The organism is Methylobacillus flagellatus KT (genome assembly GCF_000013705.1).
Taxonomy (GTDB): Bacteria; Pseudomonadota; Gammaproteobacteria; order Burkholderiales; family Methylophilaceae; genus Methylobacillus; species Methylobacillus flagellatus.
In genome coordinates, this window is record NC_007947.1 from 1,865,691 (window position 1) to 1,887,117 (window position 21,427).

The following is a 21,427-nucleotide window of genomic DNA, read 5'->3' on the forward strand; positions in this document are numbered from 1 at the left end:
TTAGCTTAGATACGCTTATTCATAGAGATGAGAGAAAGCTACCTGCCAGTTTAAGGCAATAAGAGCGCTATCAATAATAAGCGCAATAACTACATGAACCTTTTAAAAATCCACGCATATAATTCCTTGATGCTATTCACTCGCAAACGCCTCGCACAACATACTGAGCAAGGCCCCCAGCATTGGCACCAACTCTTCCTTGTCGAAAGGCGATTCTTCATCGGTTGCGGCGATCACGAACGCCATCAACACTTTCTCGATATCCTGGCGGTAATTCATCCAGTGTTCGGCTTCCGCATCGCCGATCAACTGGTATTTATGGCTGCCGGATTCGATGATTTCCGCCAGCTCCTCGTTTTCCAGTTCAGCAAACAATGACCTCGCAATGGTAATGGCGGCCGCCTTGTAATCCGGCTCTATTGCTTCGTCCCCCAACGGCAGCGTCAGGTAGGTATAGACCAGCATCGCGTATGCCTGGTATACGGCCAGCATATCGAAGTTTTCTACGCGCTCGTCCGCAGGCGAACGGCCGGCTTGCTGGATGGCACGGAAGGTGATGTAGCAGGCGAGGTAGGTCGAAGCCTCCAAGGGATCATAATCCTCCAGCCTGGTGCTGGGCGGCTCGCCGGCATTGGTACGTGCTTCATTGAGGCACAAAGCATAAGTCAGGCTTAATCTCTGTGAATAGCGTATTTCCATTGCTTTACTTTCCTTTTTCATTCTTGTGGCGGTGCGCCTGATTGATCGTGCTCAATGGATGTCGGGCAAGGCTTCCAGCTGTTCCTGCAAGGTCAGCCAGCGCTCTTCTGCCTGCGCCAGTTGCTGTTCCAGCTCTGCCTGGCGCTTCTGCAAGCTGTACAAGCGCGTCTTGTCCGCTTCCTGGTATAGCTCGGGTGCGGCCAAGGCTTGTTCCAATTGGTTTTTTTCTGGCTGCCAGACAGCCATTTTCTTTTCTATCTGCTCCAGTTCCTTCAGCAGGGGCCTGCGTTCCTGCAGCCGTGCATGGCGTTCTGCCTTGTTCTGCGCGCGGGCATTGGGCGCCGCTTCTGGTTTGTCTTTTTCTTCCTTCGCCTTGTCGCGCAGGCGCTGCTTGTTGAGCCAGTGGCGATAATCCTCCAGATCACCATCAAACTCCTGCACCTTGCCATCCGCGACCAGCAGGAAACGGTCACAGGTAGCACGCAACAGGGAACGGTCATGCGACACCAGCACCATGCCGCCCTGGTAATCCTGCAAGGCCATGGTCAGGGCATGGCGCATTTCCAGGTCGAGGTGGTTGGTCGGCTCGTCCAGCAGCAACAGATTGGGACGCTGCCAGATCAGTAATGCCAAGGCCAGCCTGGATTTTTCACCGCCGGAAAACGCGCCGACTGCGCTGGTGGCCATGTCGCCGCGGAAATCAAACCCGCCCAGGTAGTTGCGGTGTTCCTGCTCGCGCGTCTCGGGATCAAGGCGCAGCATGTGCTGCAAGGGAGACTCATCCGGACGCAATTGCTCCAATTGATGCTGGGCGAAATAGCCAAGCCGCAAATCCTTGCCTTCCACCCGTTTGCCTTGCAATGGCGGCATGGCATTGGCAAGCAGCTTGATGAGCGTGGATTTTCCCGCGCCGTTACGGCCAAGCAGGCCGACCCGTTCACCGGGACGCAAGGTCAGCATGATGCGCTGCAATATCAGCGTAGATGCATAACCCGCATCGGCCTGGTCCAATACCAGCAAGGGATCTGGCGCCGCTAACGGCTCGCGGAAGCTGAAGCTGAATGGGCTGTCCACATGCGCCGCGCTAATCAGCTCCATGCGCTCCAACATCTTGATGCGGCTTTGTGCCTGCCGTGCCTTGGTGGCCTGGGCACGGAAGCGGTCGATATATTTCTGCAAGTGCGTCACTTCGCGCTGCTGACGTTCATAGTTGGCTTGTTGCTGTGCCATGCGCTCGGCGCGCTGGCGCTCGAAATCAGAATAACCGCCGCGATAAAGCGTCAGTGTCTGCTGCTCGATATGTGCGATGTGGTTGACGATGGCATCGAGGAAATCGCGGTCATGCGAGATCAGCAGCAAGGTGCCGCGGTAATCCTTGAGCCAGTTTTCCAGCCAGATCACGGCATCAAGGTCGAGGTGGTTGGTCGGCTCGTCGAGCAGCAGCAAGTCGGAGCGGCACATCAGTGCGCGGGCCAGATTGAGTCGCACGCGCCATCCGCCGGAGAAATCGGAAACCGGCCTGCCCAGGTCCGCCGGTCCGAAACCCAGCCCATGCAACAGCTCCGCCGCGCGTGCTCGCGCGGAATAACCATCGATTTCTCCCAGGCGGGCATGCAGCTCACCAACCTTCTCCCCCTCTCCCGCAGCCTCGGCCTCGCGCAGCGCTGCCTCGATCTGCCTGAGCTCGACATCGCCGTCCAGGGTGAATTCGATCGCGGCATCGGCAAGCGCCGGAGTTTCCTGGGCGACATGGGCAATTGTCCAATGCGCGGGAATATCCAGCTCACCAGATTCAGGATGCAGCTCGCCGCGCAACATGGCGAATATGCTGGATTTTCCTGCGCCGTTTGCACCGGTCAGGCCGACTTTGTGACCGGGATGAAGCTGAAAGCTTGCGCCTTCGATCAGGCATTTAGCTCCCCGGAACAGTTTGATATTTTTTAGCTGAATCAAGAATTTCTACTCAAGTGATGGGCAAAGCGAGGAATAACGTTTGCCGGAACAATGTCAACAATTGTAATTGTAAGCCAATCCTAGCAACTTTCGCCTTTCAAGCGTTGACCAACGCACATGCCAATGAAATACTTTCAGCATATCGAATACCTTTATGTAGCTTAAACAGGCATGAATCGTGCGGACTCCGGCGACAACAGTGCAAACAGAATATGGTCAAAAAATCCCTGATATGGTGTTACCGCGCCGCCCTCGCCCTGCTGTGGTTCGCCATCATTGCATTCTCCATCATCGTCCTCAGCCTGCGCTACCTGGTGCTACCTAATATCGGCGACTATCGCGAACACATTGCAGGCAAAGTCAGCGAAGCCTTGGGGCAAACCGTGACCATCAAGCAATTGCACGCAAGCTGGAGCGGCCTCAACCCACACCTTTCCCTGCGCGACATCGACATTTACGATGCGGAGCAACGTGTTGCGCTTTCCTTTGAGCATATCGAGGCCAGCTTGTCATGGCTCAGCATCCTGCTGCTGGAGCCTCGCCTCAGCTCACTCGTCATCCATGATCCCGCATTGAGCATTCGCAGGGATACAGACGGCACGCTCTATATTGCCGGCATTGCAACCAACGGCCCTTCCAGGCCCGAGTTCGCCAATTGGCTGTTGCGCCAGGCCAGTATCGATGTCAGCAACGCCACCATCACCTGGCACGATGATTTGCGCCAGGCACCGCCGCTGCGTCTTGAAAAACTTCATCTGCACATCGAAAACCCCGCCTGGAGCAGCTTGGTTGGCCACCATCGCTTTGGCTTGCAGGCCATTCCCTCCGTGGCGGCGTCCGGGCTGATCGACATTCGCGGCAACCTCTACGGCAAGGATGTCAGCAAGCCGGATACCTGGCGAGGCACCTTGTATGCCCACGCCGACGGCACCGATATCGCTGCCTGGAACCAGTGGCTGCCTGAAAACGTAATTGATATACGCCGTGGCTACGGCGCCATGCGCGCATGGCTGGAATTTGCCCACGGAGAGCCAAAGAAGCTCGTCAGCGACATGATCCTCCACAACGTCATCAGCCACATCATCCAGGACCAGCCCGAAACCAGGCTGGAAAAGCTATCTGGCCGGCTGACGTGGATCAAGCACGCGGACGGGCAGGAGCTGATGGCTGAAAATCTCAAGATCGTCACGCCCAGCGGGCTGGATATGCAGCATGGCCAGATTGCGCTGCGCGAGCGGCATGACGGAGAAAAACAGTCGCTAGAAGGCAGTGTTGCGCTGGATGAAATATCACTGCCGTCGGCCCACCTGCTTGTCTCCCACCTGCCCTTGCCGGAAAAACTCAAGCACACCCTCGCAGAGATCAGGCCCAGGGGGGACTTGCACAAGCTGACCCTGGAGTGGGCCAGTCAGGGCGGGTTCCCGGAAAAATACAAGCTCCGTACGCAATTCACCGATCTGGGCATGCAGCCCTATATGAAGTTTCCCGGCTTCAAGCAGCTGAGTGGGACCGTCAGTGCGGATGAAACCGGCGGCAGCCTCACGCTCAACGCGCGCAACGCGGAACTTGAGTTCAAGGATATATTGCGTTGGCCGGTGCCGGTGGACAAGCTGAGCGGCCAGGTGAAATGGAAAACCAATGGCGACAGCCCTGAGCTGCGCATCAACAACCTCAATATCGCCAACCGGCACCTCGCAGGCGCCATCAATGCCAGCTTCCAGCACAACGCCGCCACGGGTGGCAGACTGGAGCTGATCGGCAAGCTCAACCGCGTGGATGGGCAGTATGCGCGCTTCTACTATCCCGTGATGCTGGGCGAGCACACCCTCTCGTGGCTGGATAACGCCATCCTCGCCGGAAAAAGCGAGGATGTCAGTATCATCGTCAAAGGCAACATGCGCGAATTCCCCTTCGCCGACAACAAGAACAGCCTGTTCCAGGTCAAAGCCAAGATTCATGACGGCGAACTCAGGTTCTCCCCGGAGTGGCCCAAGATCGAGAATATCGCCCTCGATATGCTTTTCGAAAGCAACCGCATGGAATTGAATGCCAGCAAGGGCAGCACGTTAGGTACCGACATCACCAAGAGCAAGGTTGTGATCACCAACCTAGCATCGCACCAGCCTGTCGTGAGCATCGCGAGCGAAGGCCAAGGCCCGGTCAGCCACGGCATCCAGTATCTCAACTCCAGCCCGCTGATCAAGATCACGGGCGGCTTCACCGAGGGACTGCAAGCCAGCGGTACCGGCAAGCTGGCATTGAATCTGCAGATTCCGCTGCATGACGCCAACGCGACCAAGGTCAAGGGCAGCTACACCATCACCAACGGTAGCCTCGCAAGCGAGGACATCCCGCCGTTAAGCCGCATCAACGGCAAACTGGACTTCACGGAACATGGCGTGAGCGGCCAGAACATAAGCACCTGGGTGTACGGCGGACCGGCGCAGGTCAGCCTCAGCACAGGCAAGGACAAGGCCATCCACATTACGGCCCACGGGCAGGTCAGTGATGCCGGGTTGCGCGCCAGTTTTGGCAATGGCATTTTCTCCCGCATCTTCGGCACCGCCGACTGGCAGGGCAATATCGTTGTCAGCCCGAACGGCGTCAATCTCGTCATCGACTCCAACCTGCAGGGCATGACATCCAGCCTGCCCTTCCCGCTCAACAAGGCCATGAACGACAATGTGCCCCTGCATATCGAGAAAAAACAGCCCACCCCCAGCCAGGACAACATCACCATCCAATATGGCAACAACCTTGGCGCCTTGTTTGTCCGTACCAAGCAAGGCGACGGCAGCTGGAAGTTGGAGCGTGGAGATATCGCCTTCAATGCTGCACCTTCGCTCCCCCAGCAAGCGGGCATCAGGATACATGGCAAGATAGACCATCTGGATATCGATGAATGGCGGGCGCTGGCCATCGCGACCAAGGAAAGCAGTCAGCAATCTGGTCATGGCGTGGATATCCGCAATATTGACCTGTACATCAGCAAGCTGGACGTATTCGACCGCCGCATCAATGACCTCAACCTCGCTGCCACCGCGATCAAGGATGGCTGGCAGGCGCAGGCACAAAGCAAGGAAATGATTGGCGATATCCAGTGGCTGAGTCATGGGAACGGCAAGGTGCTGGCCCGCCTCAAGCGCTTGAGCATCCCATCTTCGACACCAGACACAGCCATGCTGCGCACCCAGGGACAATTCAGCCAGCAAAGCAATGTCAATGAGTACCCCTCGCTGGATATCGTCGCCGACAGTTTCGAATATGGCCCGAAGCAGCTAGGGAAACTCGAGCTGCTCGCCAACGAGCACAACAATGACTGGAGCATAGAGAAACTGCGCATCTCATCCCCGGAAAGCGAGTTGAATGCCGAAGGCGAATGGCACAACTGGAAGCGCTCCCCCAACACCCGCCTCAATATCAACTGGAAAATCAGCAACGTAGGCAAGACGTTGGAACGATTCGGTTATCCCAACGCCATCAGGGATGGCTCGGCCAACCTCACGGGCCAGCTCAAGTGGCCGGGTAGCCCGCATGATTTCGAAACGACTAAACTGAGTGGCAATCTCCAGCTCGATGTCCGCAAGGGGCAGATACTCAAGATACAGCCCGGCGTAGGCCGTCTGTTCAGCGTGCTGACATTGCAGAACCTGCCGCGCCGCCTCACTTTCGATTTCCGCGATGTCTTCAGCAGCGGCTTTGCCTTCGACAAGATCAGCGCCAGCGTGCGCATCGATGAAGGCATCATGCGCAGCGACGATTTCCGCCTGGAAGGTCCCACCGCCCTGGTGCAAATGACCGGGGAAACCAACCTGCAGAAGGAAACCCAGCATATCAAGGTCAAGGTAACGCCCTATGTCAGCGACAGCCTCTCGATTGCCGCGCTGGCAGGCGGCCCTGTCGTGGGTGCAGCCACCTACCTCGCGCAGAAGCTGCTGAAAGACCCACTGAACCAGATCGCATCTTCGGAGTACGAGTTCGTCGGCACCTGGGACAACCCGGTGGAAGTCGAGGCGGGCAGCAGGCGCGAAAATGCCGACCAGACACCCATGCTGCCAGGGAGATGACAACCGGCACTTACAAATGCAACAAACCAAGCTGACAATTCATAGTCCGTCCGGAATCACGAACCATGGCCATCAAATCAAGAGAAAAAGTTGCCAAGAGCAAGAACAAGAACTCCATCCCTGGCATTCACCGCATTGCCGCCATCCAGATGGCCTCAGGGCCCTACGTCGCAGCCAATCTGAGCGAGGCGGAGCGCCTGATCGAAATTGCCGTCAACATGGGGGCCAGGTTAATCGCCTTGCCGGAATACTTTGCCATCATGGGTCTCAAGGATACCGACAAGGTCGCCGTCCGGGAAAAGGAAGGCAGCGGCCCCATCCAGCGCTTTCTTTCGAAGACGGCCAAGAAACACCAGGTCTGGATCATCGGCGGCTCGGTACCGCTGGAATGCGGGAACCCGGATAAGGTGCGCAACACCTGCCTGGTTTTCGACGACAGGGGCAAACAAGTGGCACGCTACGATAAAATCCACCTGTTCGGATTCGAGAAAGGCGACGAGCATTACCAGGAAAAGAAAACCATAGAGCCTGGAAACAAGGTAGTGACCGTAGACACGCCTTTTGGCAAGCTCGGGCTTTCCATTTGTTATGACCTGCGCTTTCCCGAGCTATACCGCGCCATGGGGGAAGTCGACATCATTGCCGTGCCATCGGCCTTTACCGAGACGACAGGCAAAGCGCATTGGGAAACGTTGGTGCGGGCGCGTGCAATCGAGAACCTCTGCTACGTCATTGCACCAGGCCAGGGCGGTTATCATGCATCCGGGCGTGAGACACATGGCAACAGCATGATCGTGGATCCGTGGGGCGTCGTGCAGGACAGGCTGCCGCGCGGCTCAGGCATCGTGATTTCCTCCATCAATACCGCCTACCTGAAAAGTCTGCGCAAGAGCCTGCCAGCATTAAAACACCGCAAGCTTTGAAAAGGCATGCGCTTCCGCCGTGGTCGCCTTGACTTCTTGAATCACTTGCAGGGACTGTGCACCGTCTCCCATGAGGATCTGCACGCGACATTCCTAAAACCAGGCTGTCGTGCTTGAAAAAGCAGCCAATCGCCGCCATTTACAGAAAATACTTATATTCCGCCATCTCAGCTGGCTGTTATGATGGCGTCAATGCAACCTTGAAGATGTAATGCCATGAAACCCGATACATTACCGACCGCCTCCAGTCCTGCCACCGACTCGCATTTCCATACCGCGACCGAAGCCTTGCTTCGTCCCAGCGGACTGGATATCGGACATTTGCAGGGCGTGATCGGCAACATCATGTCGCACCAGGTGGATTACGCCGACCTGTATTTTCAATACAGCCGGGCAGAAAGCTGGGGGCTGGAAGAAGGACAGGTCAAGTCGGGACATTTCAGCATCGACCAAGGCGTCGGCGTACGCGCAGTGAGCGGCGAGAAAACCGCGTTCGCCTACTCTGATGACATCAGCCTGCCCGCGCTGAAACAGGCAGCGAATGCCGCTCGCGCAATTGCAGCACTTGGCGAAGAAAGACAGGGCCAGGCCGTACAGCGCGTCAATGCTCCCCAACTCTATCTGCCGCAAGACCCGATTGCGTCGCTGGGCGCCGAAGCCAAGGTCAGGCTGCTGGAGCGCCTGGAACTGTACGCCCGCAAGGCGGATCCGCGCATCACCCAGGTCATGGCCTCGATTGCGGGCGAGTATGAGGTGGTCATGGTAGCGCGCCATGATGGCGTCATGGCGGCGGACGTGCGCCCGTTGGTACGTCTTTCCATCCAGGTAATCGCCGAGCAGAACGGCAGGCGTGAACAGGGCTCCGCCGGCGGCGGCGGGCGCTTCGACTATCGCTATTTCACTGACGAAGTACTACAGGACTACGCACAGAAAGCCGTACACCAGGCATTGGTGAACCTGGAAGCCCGTCCTGCTCCTGCTGGCAGCATGACTGTCGTGCTCGGGCCAGGCTGGCCCGGCATCCTGCTTCATGAGGCGATCGGACACGGGCTGGAGGGAGACTTCAACCGCAAGGGCAGTTCCGCCTTCAGCAATGCGATCGGCCAGCAGGTCGCCGCCAAGGGCCTTACCGTGGTGGATGACGGCACCATCATCAACCGCCGGGGCTCGCTCAACATCGACGATGAAGGGAACCCGACCCAGCGCACCGTGCTGATCGAGGATGGCATCCTGCGCGGCTACCTTCAGGACAGCCTCAATGCCCGTCTCATGAACATGCCGCTCACCGGCAACGCGCGTCGTGAATCCTACGCCCACATCCCCATGCCGCGCATGACCAACACCTACATGCTCAACGGCAACATGGCGCCCGAGGAAATCATCAAGTCGGTGAAGAGAGGCCTGTATGCCACCAACTTCGGCGGCGGCCAGGTGGATATCACCAGCGGCAAGTTCGTGTTTTCCGCAGCCGAAGCGTGGATGATCGAGGACGGCAAGCTCGCCTATCCGGTCAAGGGCGCGACCTTGATCGGTAATGGCCCGGACGTGCTCACGCGCGTATCCATGATCGGCAACGACATGGCCCTGGATAGCGGCGTCGGCACCTGTGGCAAGGAAGGCCAGAGCGTCCCGGTCGGCGTTGGCCAGCCCACCCTGCGCATTGACGGCTTGACGGTGGGTGGAACGGTTTAATATGATGGTGCCGAAGGTTACCGCCTTCTCCCCCTATTCCAAGCAGAACGGAAGTCCCGACCACGAGAAAGGAACCGAAATGGCTACACCCAAGAGCACCACTGCAAAGAAACCTGCCACTACCCGCGCCGCGGCGGCTAAACCAGCGGCAGCCCCCAAGAAGACCACGACCCCCAGAAAGAGCAGTTCAAGCAAAACTAAGGCCGTTGCGCCCTCCTCCCAGATCAGCGCGGAAGAGCGCTACCGCATGGTGGAAGTAGCCGCTTATTTTCTTGCCGAACGCAATGGCTTTGCGGGCAGCCCGGTAGAATACTGGACGGCAGCCGAGGCCCAGATCGACAAGCTGCTCAGCAAGTAGCACGCAATTTTGCACTTCAGGCCCCAGCTTGTCCGCGAGCGGACAGCCTGGCGTGCCACTTGTCATATCCCGCCATCATCACGCCAGACGCCAGTATTCGCGTACCTGGCAAGCGAAAAGGCTATAATAGGCCGTTTATCCAATCCCTCACGGCAAAGCAATGCAGTTTTCCCTGCCCATTCCGGCACCCGGCCAAACGAGCCGGATCAATCCCCTGACGCCCGGCACCGATAGCCTGGCACTCGCACAACTCGCCACCCACCGTGCAGAGACTTCTGCCAAGGCGCCTATCGTTGTGGTCACCTCCAACGCTTTCGATGCACAACGCCTACTGGAAGAAATTCCCTGGTATGCGCCGCAGCTACGCGTGCACCTGCTGCCGGACTGGGAAACCTTGCCCTACGACCACTTCTCGCCGCACCCGGACCTGATTTCCGAGCGGCTGGCAACCCTGTACCAGATCAGCCAGAACAGCTGCGACATCGTGCTCGTGCCGATATCGACAGCACTGTTGCGCTTACCGCCCAAGGCCTACCTGGCAGCCCATACTTTCATCTTGAAAAAGGGACAGACCCTGGACATTGAGGCCTTGCGCAACCAATGTGCCAATGCCGGCTACCACCATGTCAGCCAGGTCATGGGTCCCGGGGAGTTCAGCGTGCGTGGCGGGCTGATCGACCTGTTCCCGATGGGCAGCGCCCTGCCTTATCGTCTGGACCTGTTCGATGACGAGATCGAGACTATCCGTACGTTCGATGTCGATACCCAGCGCAGCCTGTATCCGGTTGCCGATATCCGCTTGCTGCCGGCCAAGGAATTTCCACTGGATGAAGCCGGTATCGCGCGCTTCCGCCAGAGTTTTCGTGAAATGTTCGAGGGAGATCCCTCGCGCAGCCGTATTTACAAGGATGTTTCCAAAGGCATCGCCAGTGGCGGTATCGAATGGTATCTACCCCTGTTTTTCGAACAGACCGCGACACTGCTGGATTATGTGCCTGCTGACGCCCTGTTGTGCCTGCACGGCAACCTCGACCTGGCATCGCAGGCCTTCTGGCATGATGCGCAATCACGTTACCGCCAGCTGGCGCATGACCCCGAGCGCCCCATCCTCAAGCCAGAAACCTTGCTGATCAAGGCTGAGGAGTTCTTCAGCCAAAGCCACGCCTGGGCCAGGATGCAGCTCAGCCTGGATAATGACAGCAAGCTTCCGGCGCTGGAGGTAGAGCGCCGCTCGGAGCAGCCCCTGCATAAACTGAAGGACTACATCCGCCGCTTCAAGGGCCGCATCCTCATTGCCGCAGAAAGCCTGGGACGCCGCGAAACCATGGCGCAGCTGTTTCACGACCACGGCATCTCCTATGAAACCTCCGAGGACTGGCAATCCTTCCAGGCAGGCACCGCTCCTGTCATGCTCGGCATCAGTCCCTTGCATGGCGGTTTCAGGGTCGACGACATCACCGTCATTACCGAAGCCGAGCTCTACGCCAACACTGTCCGCCAGCAGCGCCGCCGCGACAAGGAAAAGCAGCGCAATACGGAAGGCATGCTCAAGGATCTCTCCGAGCTTCGCGAGCACGACCCGGTCGTGCATGAACAGCACGGGGTAGGTCGCTACCGCGGCCTGGTCAATATCGACTTCGGCGAAGGCGAAACCGAATTCCTGTTGCTCGAATACGCCGGTGACGACAAGCTCTACGTCCCGGTCTCACAGTTGTTCCTGATCTCGCGCTACTCCGGCGGCCCGCCGGAATCCGCGCCGTTGCACCGCCTGGGCAGCGGCCATTGGGAAAAGGCCAAGAAGAAGGCCCTCAAGCAGGTACGCGACACCGCTGCCGAACTGCTCAACCTCTACGCCCAGCGTGCGGCGCGCAAAGGCCATGCCTTCAAACTCGGCCTGCATGACTACGAGGCATTTGCCGAGGGGTTTCCCTTCGAGGAAACCGCCGACCAGCTTGCCGCGATCGAAGCCGTCATCAGCGACATGCAGTCCGGTCGTCCCATGGACCGACTGGTCTGTGGTGATGTCGGCTTCGGCAAGACGGAAGTGGCCTTGCGCGCCGCCTTCGTCGCCGTCATGGGTGGCAGGCAGGTAGCCGTGCTGGTGCCGACAACGCTATTGGCGGAACAACATTTCCACAACTTCAGCGACCGCTTTGCCGACTGGCCGGTCAAGATCACCGAAATCTCCCGCTTCCGCACCGCCAAGGAACAGGCACAGGCATTGAAGGGCCTGGAGGATGGCAGTATCGATATCGTCATCGGTACCCACCGCCTAATCCAGAAAGACGTCAAGTTCAAGAACCTCGGCCTGGTCATTCTCGATGAAGAACACCGCTTCGGCGTTCGCCAGAAGGAACAACTCAAGGCCATGCGCGCCGAGGTGGATGTCCTGACGCTGACCGCCACACCGATCCCACGTACATTGTCCATGGCCATGGAAGGCCTGCGCGAATTCTCGGTCATCGCCACGCCACCGCAGAAGCGGCTGGCGATCAAGACCTTCGCCACCCATTATTCCGAAGGCATCATTCGCGAGGCTGCCATGCGCGAGTTCAAGCGCGGCGGACAAGTGTACTTCCTGCATAACGAAGTGGACACCATCTTCGTCATGAAGGAAAAGCTGGAGAAAATCCTGCCCGAGGCCCGCATCGGCATCGCCCATGGACAGCTGCGCGAGCGCGAGCTGGAACATGTGATGCGCGACTTCTACCAGCAGCGCTTCAACCTGCTGCTGTGCACCACCATCATCGAGACCGGCATCGACGTGCCAACGGCCAATACCATCATCATGAACCGCGCCGACATGTTCGGCCTGGCGCAGCTGCACCAATTGCGCGGACGCGTGGGACGCTCGCACCACCAGGCCTATGCCTACCTGCTGACCGACCCTGACCGCAATATCACGCCGCAGGCGCAAAAACGCCTGGATGCGATCCAGCTGCTCGAAGATCTGGGAGCGGGCTTCCATCTCGCCATGCACGACCTGGAAATCCGTGGCGCAGGCGAACTGTTGGGCGACAGCCAAAGCGGGGAAATGCAGGAAATCGGCTTCACCCTCTACTCCGAGATGCTCAGCCACGCCGTCAAACAGCTCAAGGCAGGCAAGGAGCCGGATCTTTCGGCCCCCCTCGGCGTCACCACTGAAATCAACCTTCATACGCCTGCATTATTGCCGAACGATTATTGCCCCGACGTGCATGAGCGCCTGGTGCTCTACAAGCGCCTAGCCAACTGCAGCGACGACGATGCGCTGGACGCCATGCAGGAAGAGCTGATTGACCGCTTCGGGCTGTTGCCAGAACAAGGCGAGGCCCTGATGGCCTGCCATCGCCTGCGCATTGCCGCCAAGGCCCTGGGAATCAATAAGATCGACGCCAGCGACTCCGCGATCCAGCTGCATTTTTCACCGAAAGCGGATCTCGATCCGACCAAGCTCATCGCGCTCCTGCAACGTGACCGCCGCTGCCGCATGAACGGGCCGGACAAGCTCAGGGTTACGGTACAATATCCCGGCATTGCGCAACGTGCCGACTTTATCAAGAACCTGTTAAAGGAACTCGCCTGACATGCTGGAAAAAATCATTGCAAGCGTCGCTGCCTGGATCATCGGGGTAATCTCGACCATGGGTTACGGCGGCATCGTATTGCTGATGGCAATCGAGTCTGCCTGCGTCCCCTTGCCCTCGGAAATCATCATGCCGTTTGCGGGCTATCTGGTATTTACGGGTGAGCTGACCTTATGGGGCGTGGCACTAGCTGGGGCCGTGGGCTGTGTGGTCGGCTCAATCCCCGCTTATTACCTGGGCATGTTCGGTGGCCGGCCCTTGGTGGAGAAATACGGCAAATGGGTGCTGATCTCCCATCACGACCTGCACTTGGCCGACCGCTGGTTCGAGAAATACGGCGACATCATCATCTTCGTCGGCCGCCTGCTGCCTGCAGTACGTACCTTCATCGCCTTCCCAGCCGGAGTGGCACGTATGCACATGGGCAAGTTTATTGCCTATACTTTCGTCGGCTCATTGATCTGGTGCTTCCTGCTGGCGTATGCCGGCATGAAATTCGGCCAGCATTGGGAGTCGCTCGAAGTCTATTTCCACCAGTTCCACATCGTGCTGGTCGTCGTCGGCGTCATCTTCGCCGTGTGGTACATCAGGCGCCACCTCAAAGCCATCCGCCGCGTACACCACCACGATCACCATTGATCCAGACTACATCCCGGCAGCACGGTTAGAGCAACGCAGACGCCAGAAAGGAAAAAAGCGTGGGTAATGCTACCCCACGCCTTTCTCCTCCTCTATCCCCCCCGGGATTCAGATGGTATGGCTTTACTTCCTAGCCAAAATCTTCCTGCGACGGGCGGTTGCCAGCCCAATCACACCCAACCCAGTCAATAACAAAGCATAATCATGTGGTTCCGGTACAGCAGCTGTTACACCAGCGAACAACGCAGTCTCGACAGTGTCGAACCCACCGTTGCCCAATGTCATGGCGTTATCCCATTGGTTGGCAATCACCGTCCCATATAGATTGCCAGAGCCAGTGATGGTGGCATTGACCGCCAGAATGTTCGCATTGATGGCCGCATTTTCCAGCTTGACGCTGGTGGCCTCGTAAAAGTTGAACAATACGTTGTAGTCATTGCTCAACGACTGCCATTGCCAGCCCAGGACTGCATCAGAACCTGCCACGTTGAAAACCAGTGTAGTACCAGCAGAAAATCCATTGAAGGTTAAATTATTAAAGCTTGCGAATTCGCTGGCATCAAGGTTGAAAAACTCGACACCGGATCCCGAGCCGGTAAACACCTTACTATTCTGGTTCCATTCATCCAATGGTGAGTAGCTGCCTGTCGCAGAGACATTGGAGAGGCCGCTTGATAATGCAGTCAGGTAACTCTCTGCCGCAGCAAAATCAACGGGAGCTGGCGCTGTCGATGGATTATCCAATGTGCCGCTTATTGTGTAGTTCCCGCCCTTGTTATTGGTGCCACCTACCCACAGATTACCATTCGCGCTACCGCCCCATGGGGTATCGCCCAGATTGCCACCGACCACGACGGCATAATCATTGCCATTGATATTGGAGACGCTATTGCCATTCAAGCTGGCATCGCCGCCGATAGCCAATGCGCCTGCCACCGAATTACCGTTGGCCGTATAATCCCCAAAGATAAATGCGTTGTAATCTCCAGCAACCCCGAGGTCAATCGTGCCCGCAGCGGCTGGAGCGGATATTGCCGCCAATACTGCCAACATACTCAATTTCGTTTTCATCGTTTCACTTTATCCTGTTGTAGGGGGATGTTTGCTTTACTATAAGCAACCCTTGTACCGATCTATACCAAGGGCATGCTCATCTATAAATATGACTCTTAAATATCCTTTAAATTCAATTTGGTACTAAAAAAACATTCCAGTTTTCCACGGATATCATCCGGCTTCCCATCCAGGCCAATACCACTTGGAGTGACAAAATTTCCACACATCCATCAAAATTCCGACAATCTTTGTCATGATGTTGTCCAGATTGGCGTGATGGATCAAGGCAATTCACACAGTTTGCCCAAGGCCATGAAGTAAATTGCCTTGCGAATTGGTCGTCCTTCCTCCGCAAATAGTGCCGCATATCCCGTCAATTGTGCTGCATGCACTGAAGCGGCATCCAGCATGATTTGGGCATCTGCGTTGACAGGCAGCCGTGTCGATTTGTAGTCGATGATCCAGCGCTCGCCATTCTCGATGAAGCATCGATCCACGACATGCTGCTTGAAGCCAGCGTCGCCGACATGCCCGAGAGCGAGTTCCGCCGCCGCTTGCGGCCTCGCCGACAGCACCCAGCGGCCATCCGGACTCTGCAAGGTGAGTGCCAGCAACTGCAGTACCTGCCCTGCTGCCTCCTGCGCAGCATCTTGATGGTGCCCTTGCCGCGCCAGCCACCTTACCATTGCAGGCCTCAGGCTGGGCAGGCGCGCCAGCCAGCCATCGAAGTCGGGATCGGCTGAGATCATTTCCACATATTTATGCGCAAGCGTACCGATGTGGGCTTCCAGCCCTGCCTGTCTGCCCAACACCGGTGTGTCCGCAGGCGCCTGTTCGTAAGAGACCACTTCATGCCTGTCATCGTTGTAAATTGACGGCATGTCGGCTTCTTCCACCCTGACCAGCTTGGGCACGAAGTCGGCCAGCAATGGCGGCTGACTTGCATCTTCCGCAGGCAGGACATGCTGCGCAGCCGCTTCCATGAAGCGGCCTGCCAAGTGTGGCCACAGCAAGTCAAGAAATGTGCCGCCGGACGGCCTGAGCTCCCCCTTGGCATTCGGAACGACGCTGCCGAGCAGGTGCAGGCAGCGTTCGGCTCGGGTTGCCGCGACATACAGCACGCGCGCGCTTTCATGGTCCGCGCGCTCCTTTTCCAGCATTTTCAGGTAGCTGTATGGGCTGGGTTCGTCCCGCCCCGCCGCCCCCTTGGGAATAAACGGCGCCGTGACCAGCTCGGTAGTGACGCCAGCCTCCGTGTCGATGGCAACTTCCTCCCACAGCAGCAGAGGCATTTCACCGTTGCGCGGCCGCCGCTCCAGTCCCGGGAGGATGACCGTATCGAATTCCAGTCCCTTGGACTTATGAATCGTCATGAACTGTAATTGCCCATTCGCCTCCAGATCTGGCGCGGCATAGAGTTTCTCCACCTCTTGCACCAAGCGCTCCAGGCTGAAGCGGCCTTGCTGGTCCAGCTGGTCCACCAAGGCAAAAAAGGCTTCCACATCGGCCACATCCCCCGGTTGCCACAGGCATTGCGCTCCGCCCAGCATCAGCCAGGCGCTCTCCAGCCAACGGCTCAAGGGCATGCGTCCCTGCTGTCCCAGGATTTCCGACAGCACCTGCACCACATGCTGGCTGCGCCGGCGGCCGTCTTCACTCATCCCAGCCAGCAGGGCGTTGTCATGCAACAATGACCAGATCGTGCGATAACGGTCACGCCCTGCCAGCACATGCAGATCGGCAAGGCGGAGGCCGCACCAGGGCGCACGCAATACGGCAAGCCAGTTGACGCGGTCAGCGCGCTGCAGCAAGGCATGTGTCAAGGCCAGGAGATCCTGCACACTCTGCCGCCCGGCAAGTGGCTCGATCTCCACTGCCTGGAAATGCAGGTCGGGGTGGTGGCGCCGAATTTCCGCCACCAGCGTCTCGAGATGCGCACGCGCACGCACCAATACCGCAATGCGCGCCTCAGGCCGACTTGCCCAGGTATGACGTATGATCCCAACCACCGTGCCGGCTTCGCGAATGCGCAGTGCATCGGCACCCTCGTCCGGATGAGCGATCAACGGGTGCACCATCACGTCGGCGCCGGCTTCATTCTCGCGGGTGGCCACGAATTCGCGGTAGCGGATCGCCCCCTGCACCACGCTGTCATGGGCAGGAAACACATGGCGGAACGTGGCGTTGATCCAATCCACCACCGGCGGTGCAGAACGGTTGTTGCGACAAAGCTGCAGGCGTTCCAGCTTCAACGCGCCAATGCCGTCTTCGGCAACCTCAAGGAACAGCCCCACATTGGCCTTGCGGAAGCGGTAAATCGACTGCATCGGGTCGCCCACGGCAAACAATGTCCGGCCATCGCCAGGCATCCATCCCTGCGTCAGCCGCTGCAACAGCTTGACCTGCCCGGGGCTGGTGTCCTGGAATTCATCCACCAATAGGTGGCTGATCTCATAATCCAGTTTCATGGCCAGTTCGCTGGGCGCATCGTCATCGTCGCCCAGTGCCAGCAATGCGCGTTGCGACACTTCGACGAAATCCACCTCCCCTGCCTGCTGGAACACCAGCCACAATTGAGCGACGGCAAGCTTCAATAACTGCGCCAGCGCTGCCACCATCTGCCAGCTATGTTCGTCCTGCCGTACCGGCAGGCTGCGCAAGCGCTGCAAGGTGGCCTCTGCACCTGCGGTCTGCTGCAAGGTTGCCACGATCTCGGCAAACCGCTCCTTGAAGGGCTTGGATTCCGGCGTGGCCGGGAAGCCATTCTTGACGTTGACCGTCTTGCGCAATGTCCCGGTGCCCGTCAGCAGCAGGTCACACACTGCCAGCCATACCGGCAATGCCTGGGACGAGGCGGGCAATGGCGTTTCCCAATCCAGCAACAATGCCTGGCGTACGTCGCAGGCCAGGTTCCCGGCAGCATATCGCGCCACCGGCATCAAGACGCGCTGCATGCGCTCCGGCAACACCTCGGCAGCGGCTTTCAGATCCTGGATGACCAAGTGTTCCAGCGCCCGCTCGGCAGCCTGTTGCAGGTTGCCATGGTTGGCGTAGTCCAGCCATTGGTCGCGCTTGCCCAGCATGTCCACCAGCAAGCCCGTGAGCTTCTGCACATCATTGTCGACATAGCGTAAGGCCAGGCGTACAGCTTCGCCCATGCTCTCTTCGTCCACCAGCGCGAGCGTGCGCTCAGCGGCAAGCCGATAATGCGCGCTGGCGTCCTCGCTGACGGCTGGCTGGCTGCCGAAGCGGCTCAGCAGCGGCATCTGCCGCGACAGGTGTCCGGACAAGGAATCGATCGTGAATATCCTCAATCGCGACGGATGGTCCAGCAACTCCCAACCCAGGCTGTCCGCATGCCGCAAAGCCTCCTTGCCCAGCCTGAAGGTCTGCTGCTTGTGCGCTTGCGGTGGCGGGCTGCCACTGGCGGCCATCAGCAAGCTGTCGAGAATGCGGGCACGCATCTCGGCTGCTGCCTTGTTGGTGAAGGTGATCGCAATGATCTGCTCAGGCGCCGAGACGGTTGTAAGCAAGCGCAGAAAGCGCTGGGTCAGCAGCTCGGTCTTGCCAGCCCCGGCAGGCGCTTCCACGATGAAAGATGCAAGCTCGAGCGCCCGCTCGCGGCTGACGCGATCCAACTTGAGCAAATCCGTTGCCTGCGCTGTTGTCATTGTGCGCCCCCCTGCTGCATGTGCTCGAACTGCAGCCGCCTTTCCGGCAGGCGCAGCAGGGGCAGCACCTCGCAATAGGCAAGTTCATTCTCATCCTGTACCAGGACTGCGGCTTCTCCGCGCTTCAATTCATCCACCACTGCGGTAATGCTGCTGCGCCAATGCGCAAGCACACTGTGCCAATCCGGAAACATCTCCTCAGAAAACACTTCCCGGGTTTTCTTGTCATCCAGCACCGGCATCGCTGGCAGCACGTTGCCATTGGCAAGCCCGGCAAATCCATGTTCCTCCAGCTTGACCATGGCGAAGGCGATCGCGGAAATCTCTGCGCCCTGGGAACCGGCCGTATCGGCCGGGTCGAGCGACGACAGCACAAAGGCGGCATATACCGGTAGCTGGGGCTCGGTAATGCGACTTTGCGCCCAGTTGCGCGTATCCGGCTTGCGGCCGGTCTTGTAATCGATGACGATGCGACTACCGTCTTCCAGCTGGTCGATGCGGTCTATGATCAAGGTGATCTCCACCCCTTCGATGAGTACTTTCTGCTGCTGCTCGCTGGCCAGGACGGTGAATGGCTGTTCGCGCATGCGCTCGAAGGCCAGCCAGCCCTTGAGCAAGCGGGTTAGGCGCAATGTCTCCAGCGCAACGAACGCCTCGCTCAATACTTCGCCGCAAGTGTCCGCATAAATACTCAGCCCGTCCTGCACGGCTTCTCCGAGTGCCTGTTCCAACTGCATCTCATCCATTGCCTGCAAGTCATGCAGGCCTCTTCCGCGCCAGAACCGTTCCAACACCAGATGGACCAGCGTCCCGCGACCGGCTGCATCCAGGCCATTCACCGGTGCCTTCAACGCGCGCGCATGCAAGCGATACTGGAAATAAGCCCAGGCGGGACAGACCGCCTGGGCCTTGAGCAGGCCGGTACCGCCCGAGATATGCTCGCCTTCCTCGACCGGCGGCGCCTGGTGGTCATCCAGCCATTGCAGCGGCTTGCCGTCACGTTCAGCGAGCGCCTGCGCCAGGCTAAGGCTAAGCTCGGGCATCGCATCGGCCAGGGGAATCGCCTGCAGCAGCGGGCTGGGGCGCAATTCGCGCTCGCCGTCCTTCAGCGCACTGGAAAATATGACTTGCTGCGCGCTATGCAGCAGGCGCTGATGAACCACCTGCGCAAACGCGGCCTGCACCGCGCTGTCGGCATTCGGCACGCCGTATTGGCGCTGCATTGCAGCGGGCAGCAGGGGATTGGGCCTGGGCGGCGGCGGCCATACATAGTCATTCATACCCATTACCCACAAGCCGTGCAGCGGCTGGCTGACGCTTTCCAGCATGCCCATGACCTGCAACCGGACCTCACCTTCCGCCTCCGGCTGGTGAATCTTCTCCTGCACCAGCTCGCGCAATCTTGCCAGTGCCTGGGAGAAAGGCAACGCTTGCTGCAGCACATCGAGCGAAGCCAGCGCCTGCAGCACCTCATCGAAAGCCTTGATGGCCTGGAATTCAAAACTGGACAGGCTGCGCTGCCTGCCCGGCCATTCAAGCGCGTCCAGCGTACGCTGCATGACGTCTGCCCATACCGAGGGCAGCTGCTGGCCGTGCTGCTCCTGCAGGATGGCCAGCGCGTCGGAGATATGTGCCTGCAAGCCGGCCAACACCAAAGGCGCTTTTTCACTGCCGGCCTCGCGCCGGATAAAGCGGACCAGGCGCGACATGCTCATGGACAATGGCAGCCGCTCACGCATCCGCGCATCGAGCTGCGCGCGGGCATCTGCCTCGGTAACGGCATGGGACCAATAGGGTTGCTGCAGCAAGTGAGAGAAATCCTGCTGCTCGATCTTGTCCTGTCGCCGCCACTGGCTGAAGAACTGGAGGAGCGCCAGCGCCGTATGCACGACTGGCTCTCGGTGCAAAGGCTGTCCCAGAGAAAAGTCGTATTGCCGTGGCGCCTCCACCATGGCAGGGCGCACCCACGAGGGATGCAAGGCGTCATCAAGCAAGCGTGCCAGCGTCCCGCGCAGCTTGGCCAGCTCTGGCACCACAATCCCGATACTGGCCCCGGGGTGTTCGGCCAGCTGCCGTTTCGCCCAAGCCACAGCGGCCCGGCACTCTGCCTGCTGGTCGGCGAGCAGCAGGCGCTGGGCACCCCCTGCTTCAGCAAGAGCGGTATCATGGCGCTGCACATCGACATGGCGTTGCTGCAAGATTTCCCACAGTCGCACCATCTGCGGTGTCATGCGGTCAAAACCCGCAAAGGCGATGCTGCCGGGCAGCCGCCCTACGCCCCGGGCCAGCATGTCGAGTTGCCAGTCGAAGTAACGCGCCGCCTCCATCCAGCCACTCTGCCGGCACCGGGCCACGAACTCTCGCCGCCAGGCGAGAAACTGGCGCGTTTCCTCGCTGTAGCCGGCATCAGGCGCAGGCAGGCGCCACTCCAGCAACAATTGGTTGGCCTCCTGCGCCATGCACGCCAACCCCTTGATATCGAACAGGTCGCCGGCCACCTCGGCTGCAAGCACCTCCTTGATGACGGTTTCCCACAACATACGCTCCTGCGCGCTGCTCAACACGCCTTGCGGGACCTCTTGCGCGTCCAGTTCACCCGTGAGTAGGGCTGCCTCGAACAAGGCGTCCAGCCACTGGCTGACGGTCATGACATCCAGTAACGTCCACTGCTTCAGGCCACGGGCCGACTGCGCCCTGGCATGGTCGAGCTGCAATGCGCGCGCCAGCCGGGCCGTGGCGCAGAGAATCAGGTGGTTTTCCATGGGCGGAATTCTACTTGATTCAGCACCGCTTGGCCCGGTAT

11 protein-coding genes are annotated in these 21,427 nt (G+C 58.9%); 6 read left to right on the top strand and 5 right to left on the bottom strand.

The features are described from left to right. Window positions 1-132 precede the first annotated feature (132 nt). Together MFLA_RS08920 and MFLA_RS08925 are read right to left on the bottom strand one after the other, a co-directional pair. Window positions 133-699, bottom strand: coding sequence for a hypothetical protein (locus MFLA_RS08920; protein ID WP_011479964.1), 567 nt, complete (start codon window positions 697-699; stop codon window positions 133-135). 51 nt (window positions 700-750) lie between these two features. After that, window positions 751-2,652, bottom strand: a complete 1,902-nt coding sequence (locus tag MFLA_RS08925) for an ATP-binding cassette domain-containing protein (RefSeq protein WP_011479965.1) — start codon at window positions 2,650-2,652, stop codon at window positions 751-753. 212 nt (window positions 2,653-2,864) lie between these two features. Here MFLA_RS08925 and MFLA_RS08930 point away from each other — a divergent pair, with 212 nt between their 5' ends. The 6 genes from MFLA_RS08930 (at window position 2,865) to MFLA_RS08955 (ending at window position 13,897) form a co-directional block, all read left to right on the top strand. Next, window positions 2,865-6,719 (top strand): YhdP family protein, encoded by a 3,855-nt coding sequence (locus tag MFLA_RS08930; RefSeq protein WP_011479966.1) that lies wholly within the window; start codon window positions 2,865-2,867, stop codon window positions 6,717-6,719. Window positions 6,720-6,784: 65 nt separating this feature from the next. Beyond that, the gene (locus MFLA_RS08935; RefSeq protein WP_011479967.1) at window positions 6,785-7,642 is read left to right on the top strand and encodes a carbon-nitrogen hydrolase family protein; all 858 of its coding nucleotides are present in this window, start codon (window positions 6,785-6,787) and stop codon (window positions 7,640-7,642) included. Between the two features lie 216 nt (window positions 7,643-7,858). Beyond that, window positions 7,859-9,334, top strand: coding sequence for a metalloprotease TldD (gene tldD, locus MFLA_RS08940; RefSeq protein ID WP_011479968.1), 1,476 nt, complete (start codon window positions 7,859-7,861; stop codon window positions 9,332-9,334). 79 nt (window positions 9,335-9,413) lie between these two features. Further along, window positions 9,414-9,692: a DUF2934 domain-containing protein gene (locus tag MFLA_RS08945; RefSeq protein ID WP_048811935.1), complete on the top strand. Its 279-nt coding sequence runs from the start codon at window positions 9,414-9,416 to the stop codon at window positions 9,690-9,692. Between the two features lie 160 nt (window positions 9,693-9,852). Beyond that, entirely contained in the window at window positions 9,853-13,257 is a 3,405-nt protein-coding gene (gene mfd, locus MFLA_RS08950) for a transcription-repair coupling factor (RefSeq protein WP_011479970.1), read from the top strand. A gap of 1 nt (window position 13,258) precedes the next feature. Further along, a complete protein-coding gene (locus MFLA_RS08955) occupies window positions 13,259-13,897 on the top strand; it encodes a DedA family protein (protein ID WP_011479971.1) in 639 nt (212 codons plus the stop codon). A gap of 123 nt (window positions 13,898-14,020) precedes the next feature. On the opposite strand, the gene MFLA_RS08960 is transcribed toward MFLA_RS08955, so the two are convergent. The 3 genes from MFLA_RS08960 to MFLA_RS08970 form a co-directional block, all read right to left on the bottom strand. Further along, window positions 14,021-14,968, bottom strand: coding sequence for a choice-of-anchor A family protein (locus tag MFLA_RS08960; RefSeq protein ID WP_011479972.1), 948 nt, complete (start codon window positions 14,966-14,968; stop codon window positions 14,021-14,023). Window positions 14,969-15,234: 266 nt separating this feature from the next. Then, window positions 15,235-18,624: a UvrD-helicase domain-containing protein gene (locus MFLA_RS08965; protein WP_011479973.1), complete on the bottom strand. Its 3,390-nt coding sequence runs from the start codon at window positions 18,622-18,624 to the stop codon at window positions 15,235-15,237. After that, a complete protein-coding gene (locus MFLA_RS08970; RefSeq protein ID WP_195741987.1) occupies window positions 18,621-21,386 on the bottom strand; it encodes a PD-(D/E)XK nuclease family protein in 2,766 nt (921 codons plus the stop codon). The genes MFLA_RS08965 and MFLA_RS08970 overlap by 4 nt, the downstream gene beginning before the upstream one ends. Window positions 21,387-21,427: the final 41 nt, after the last annotated feature.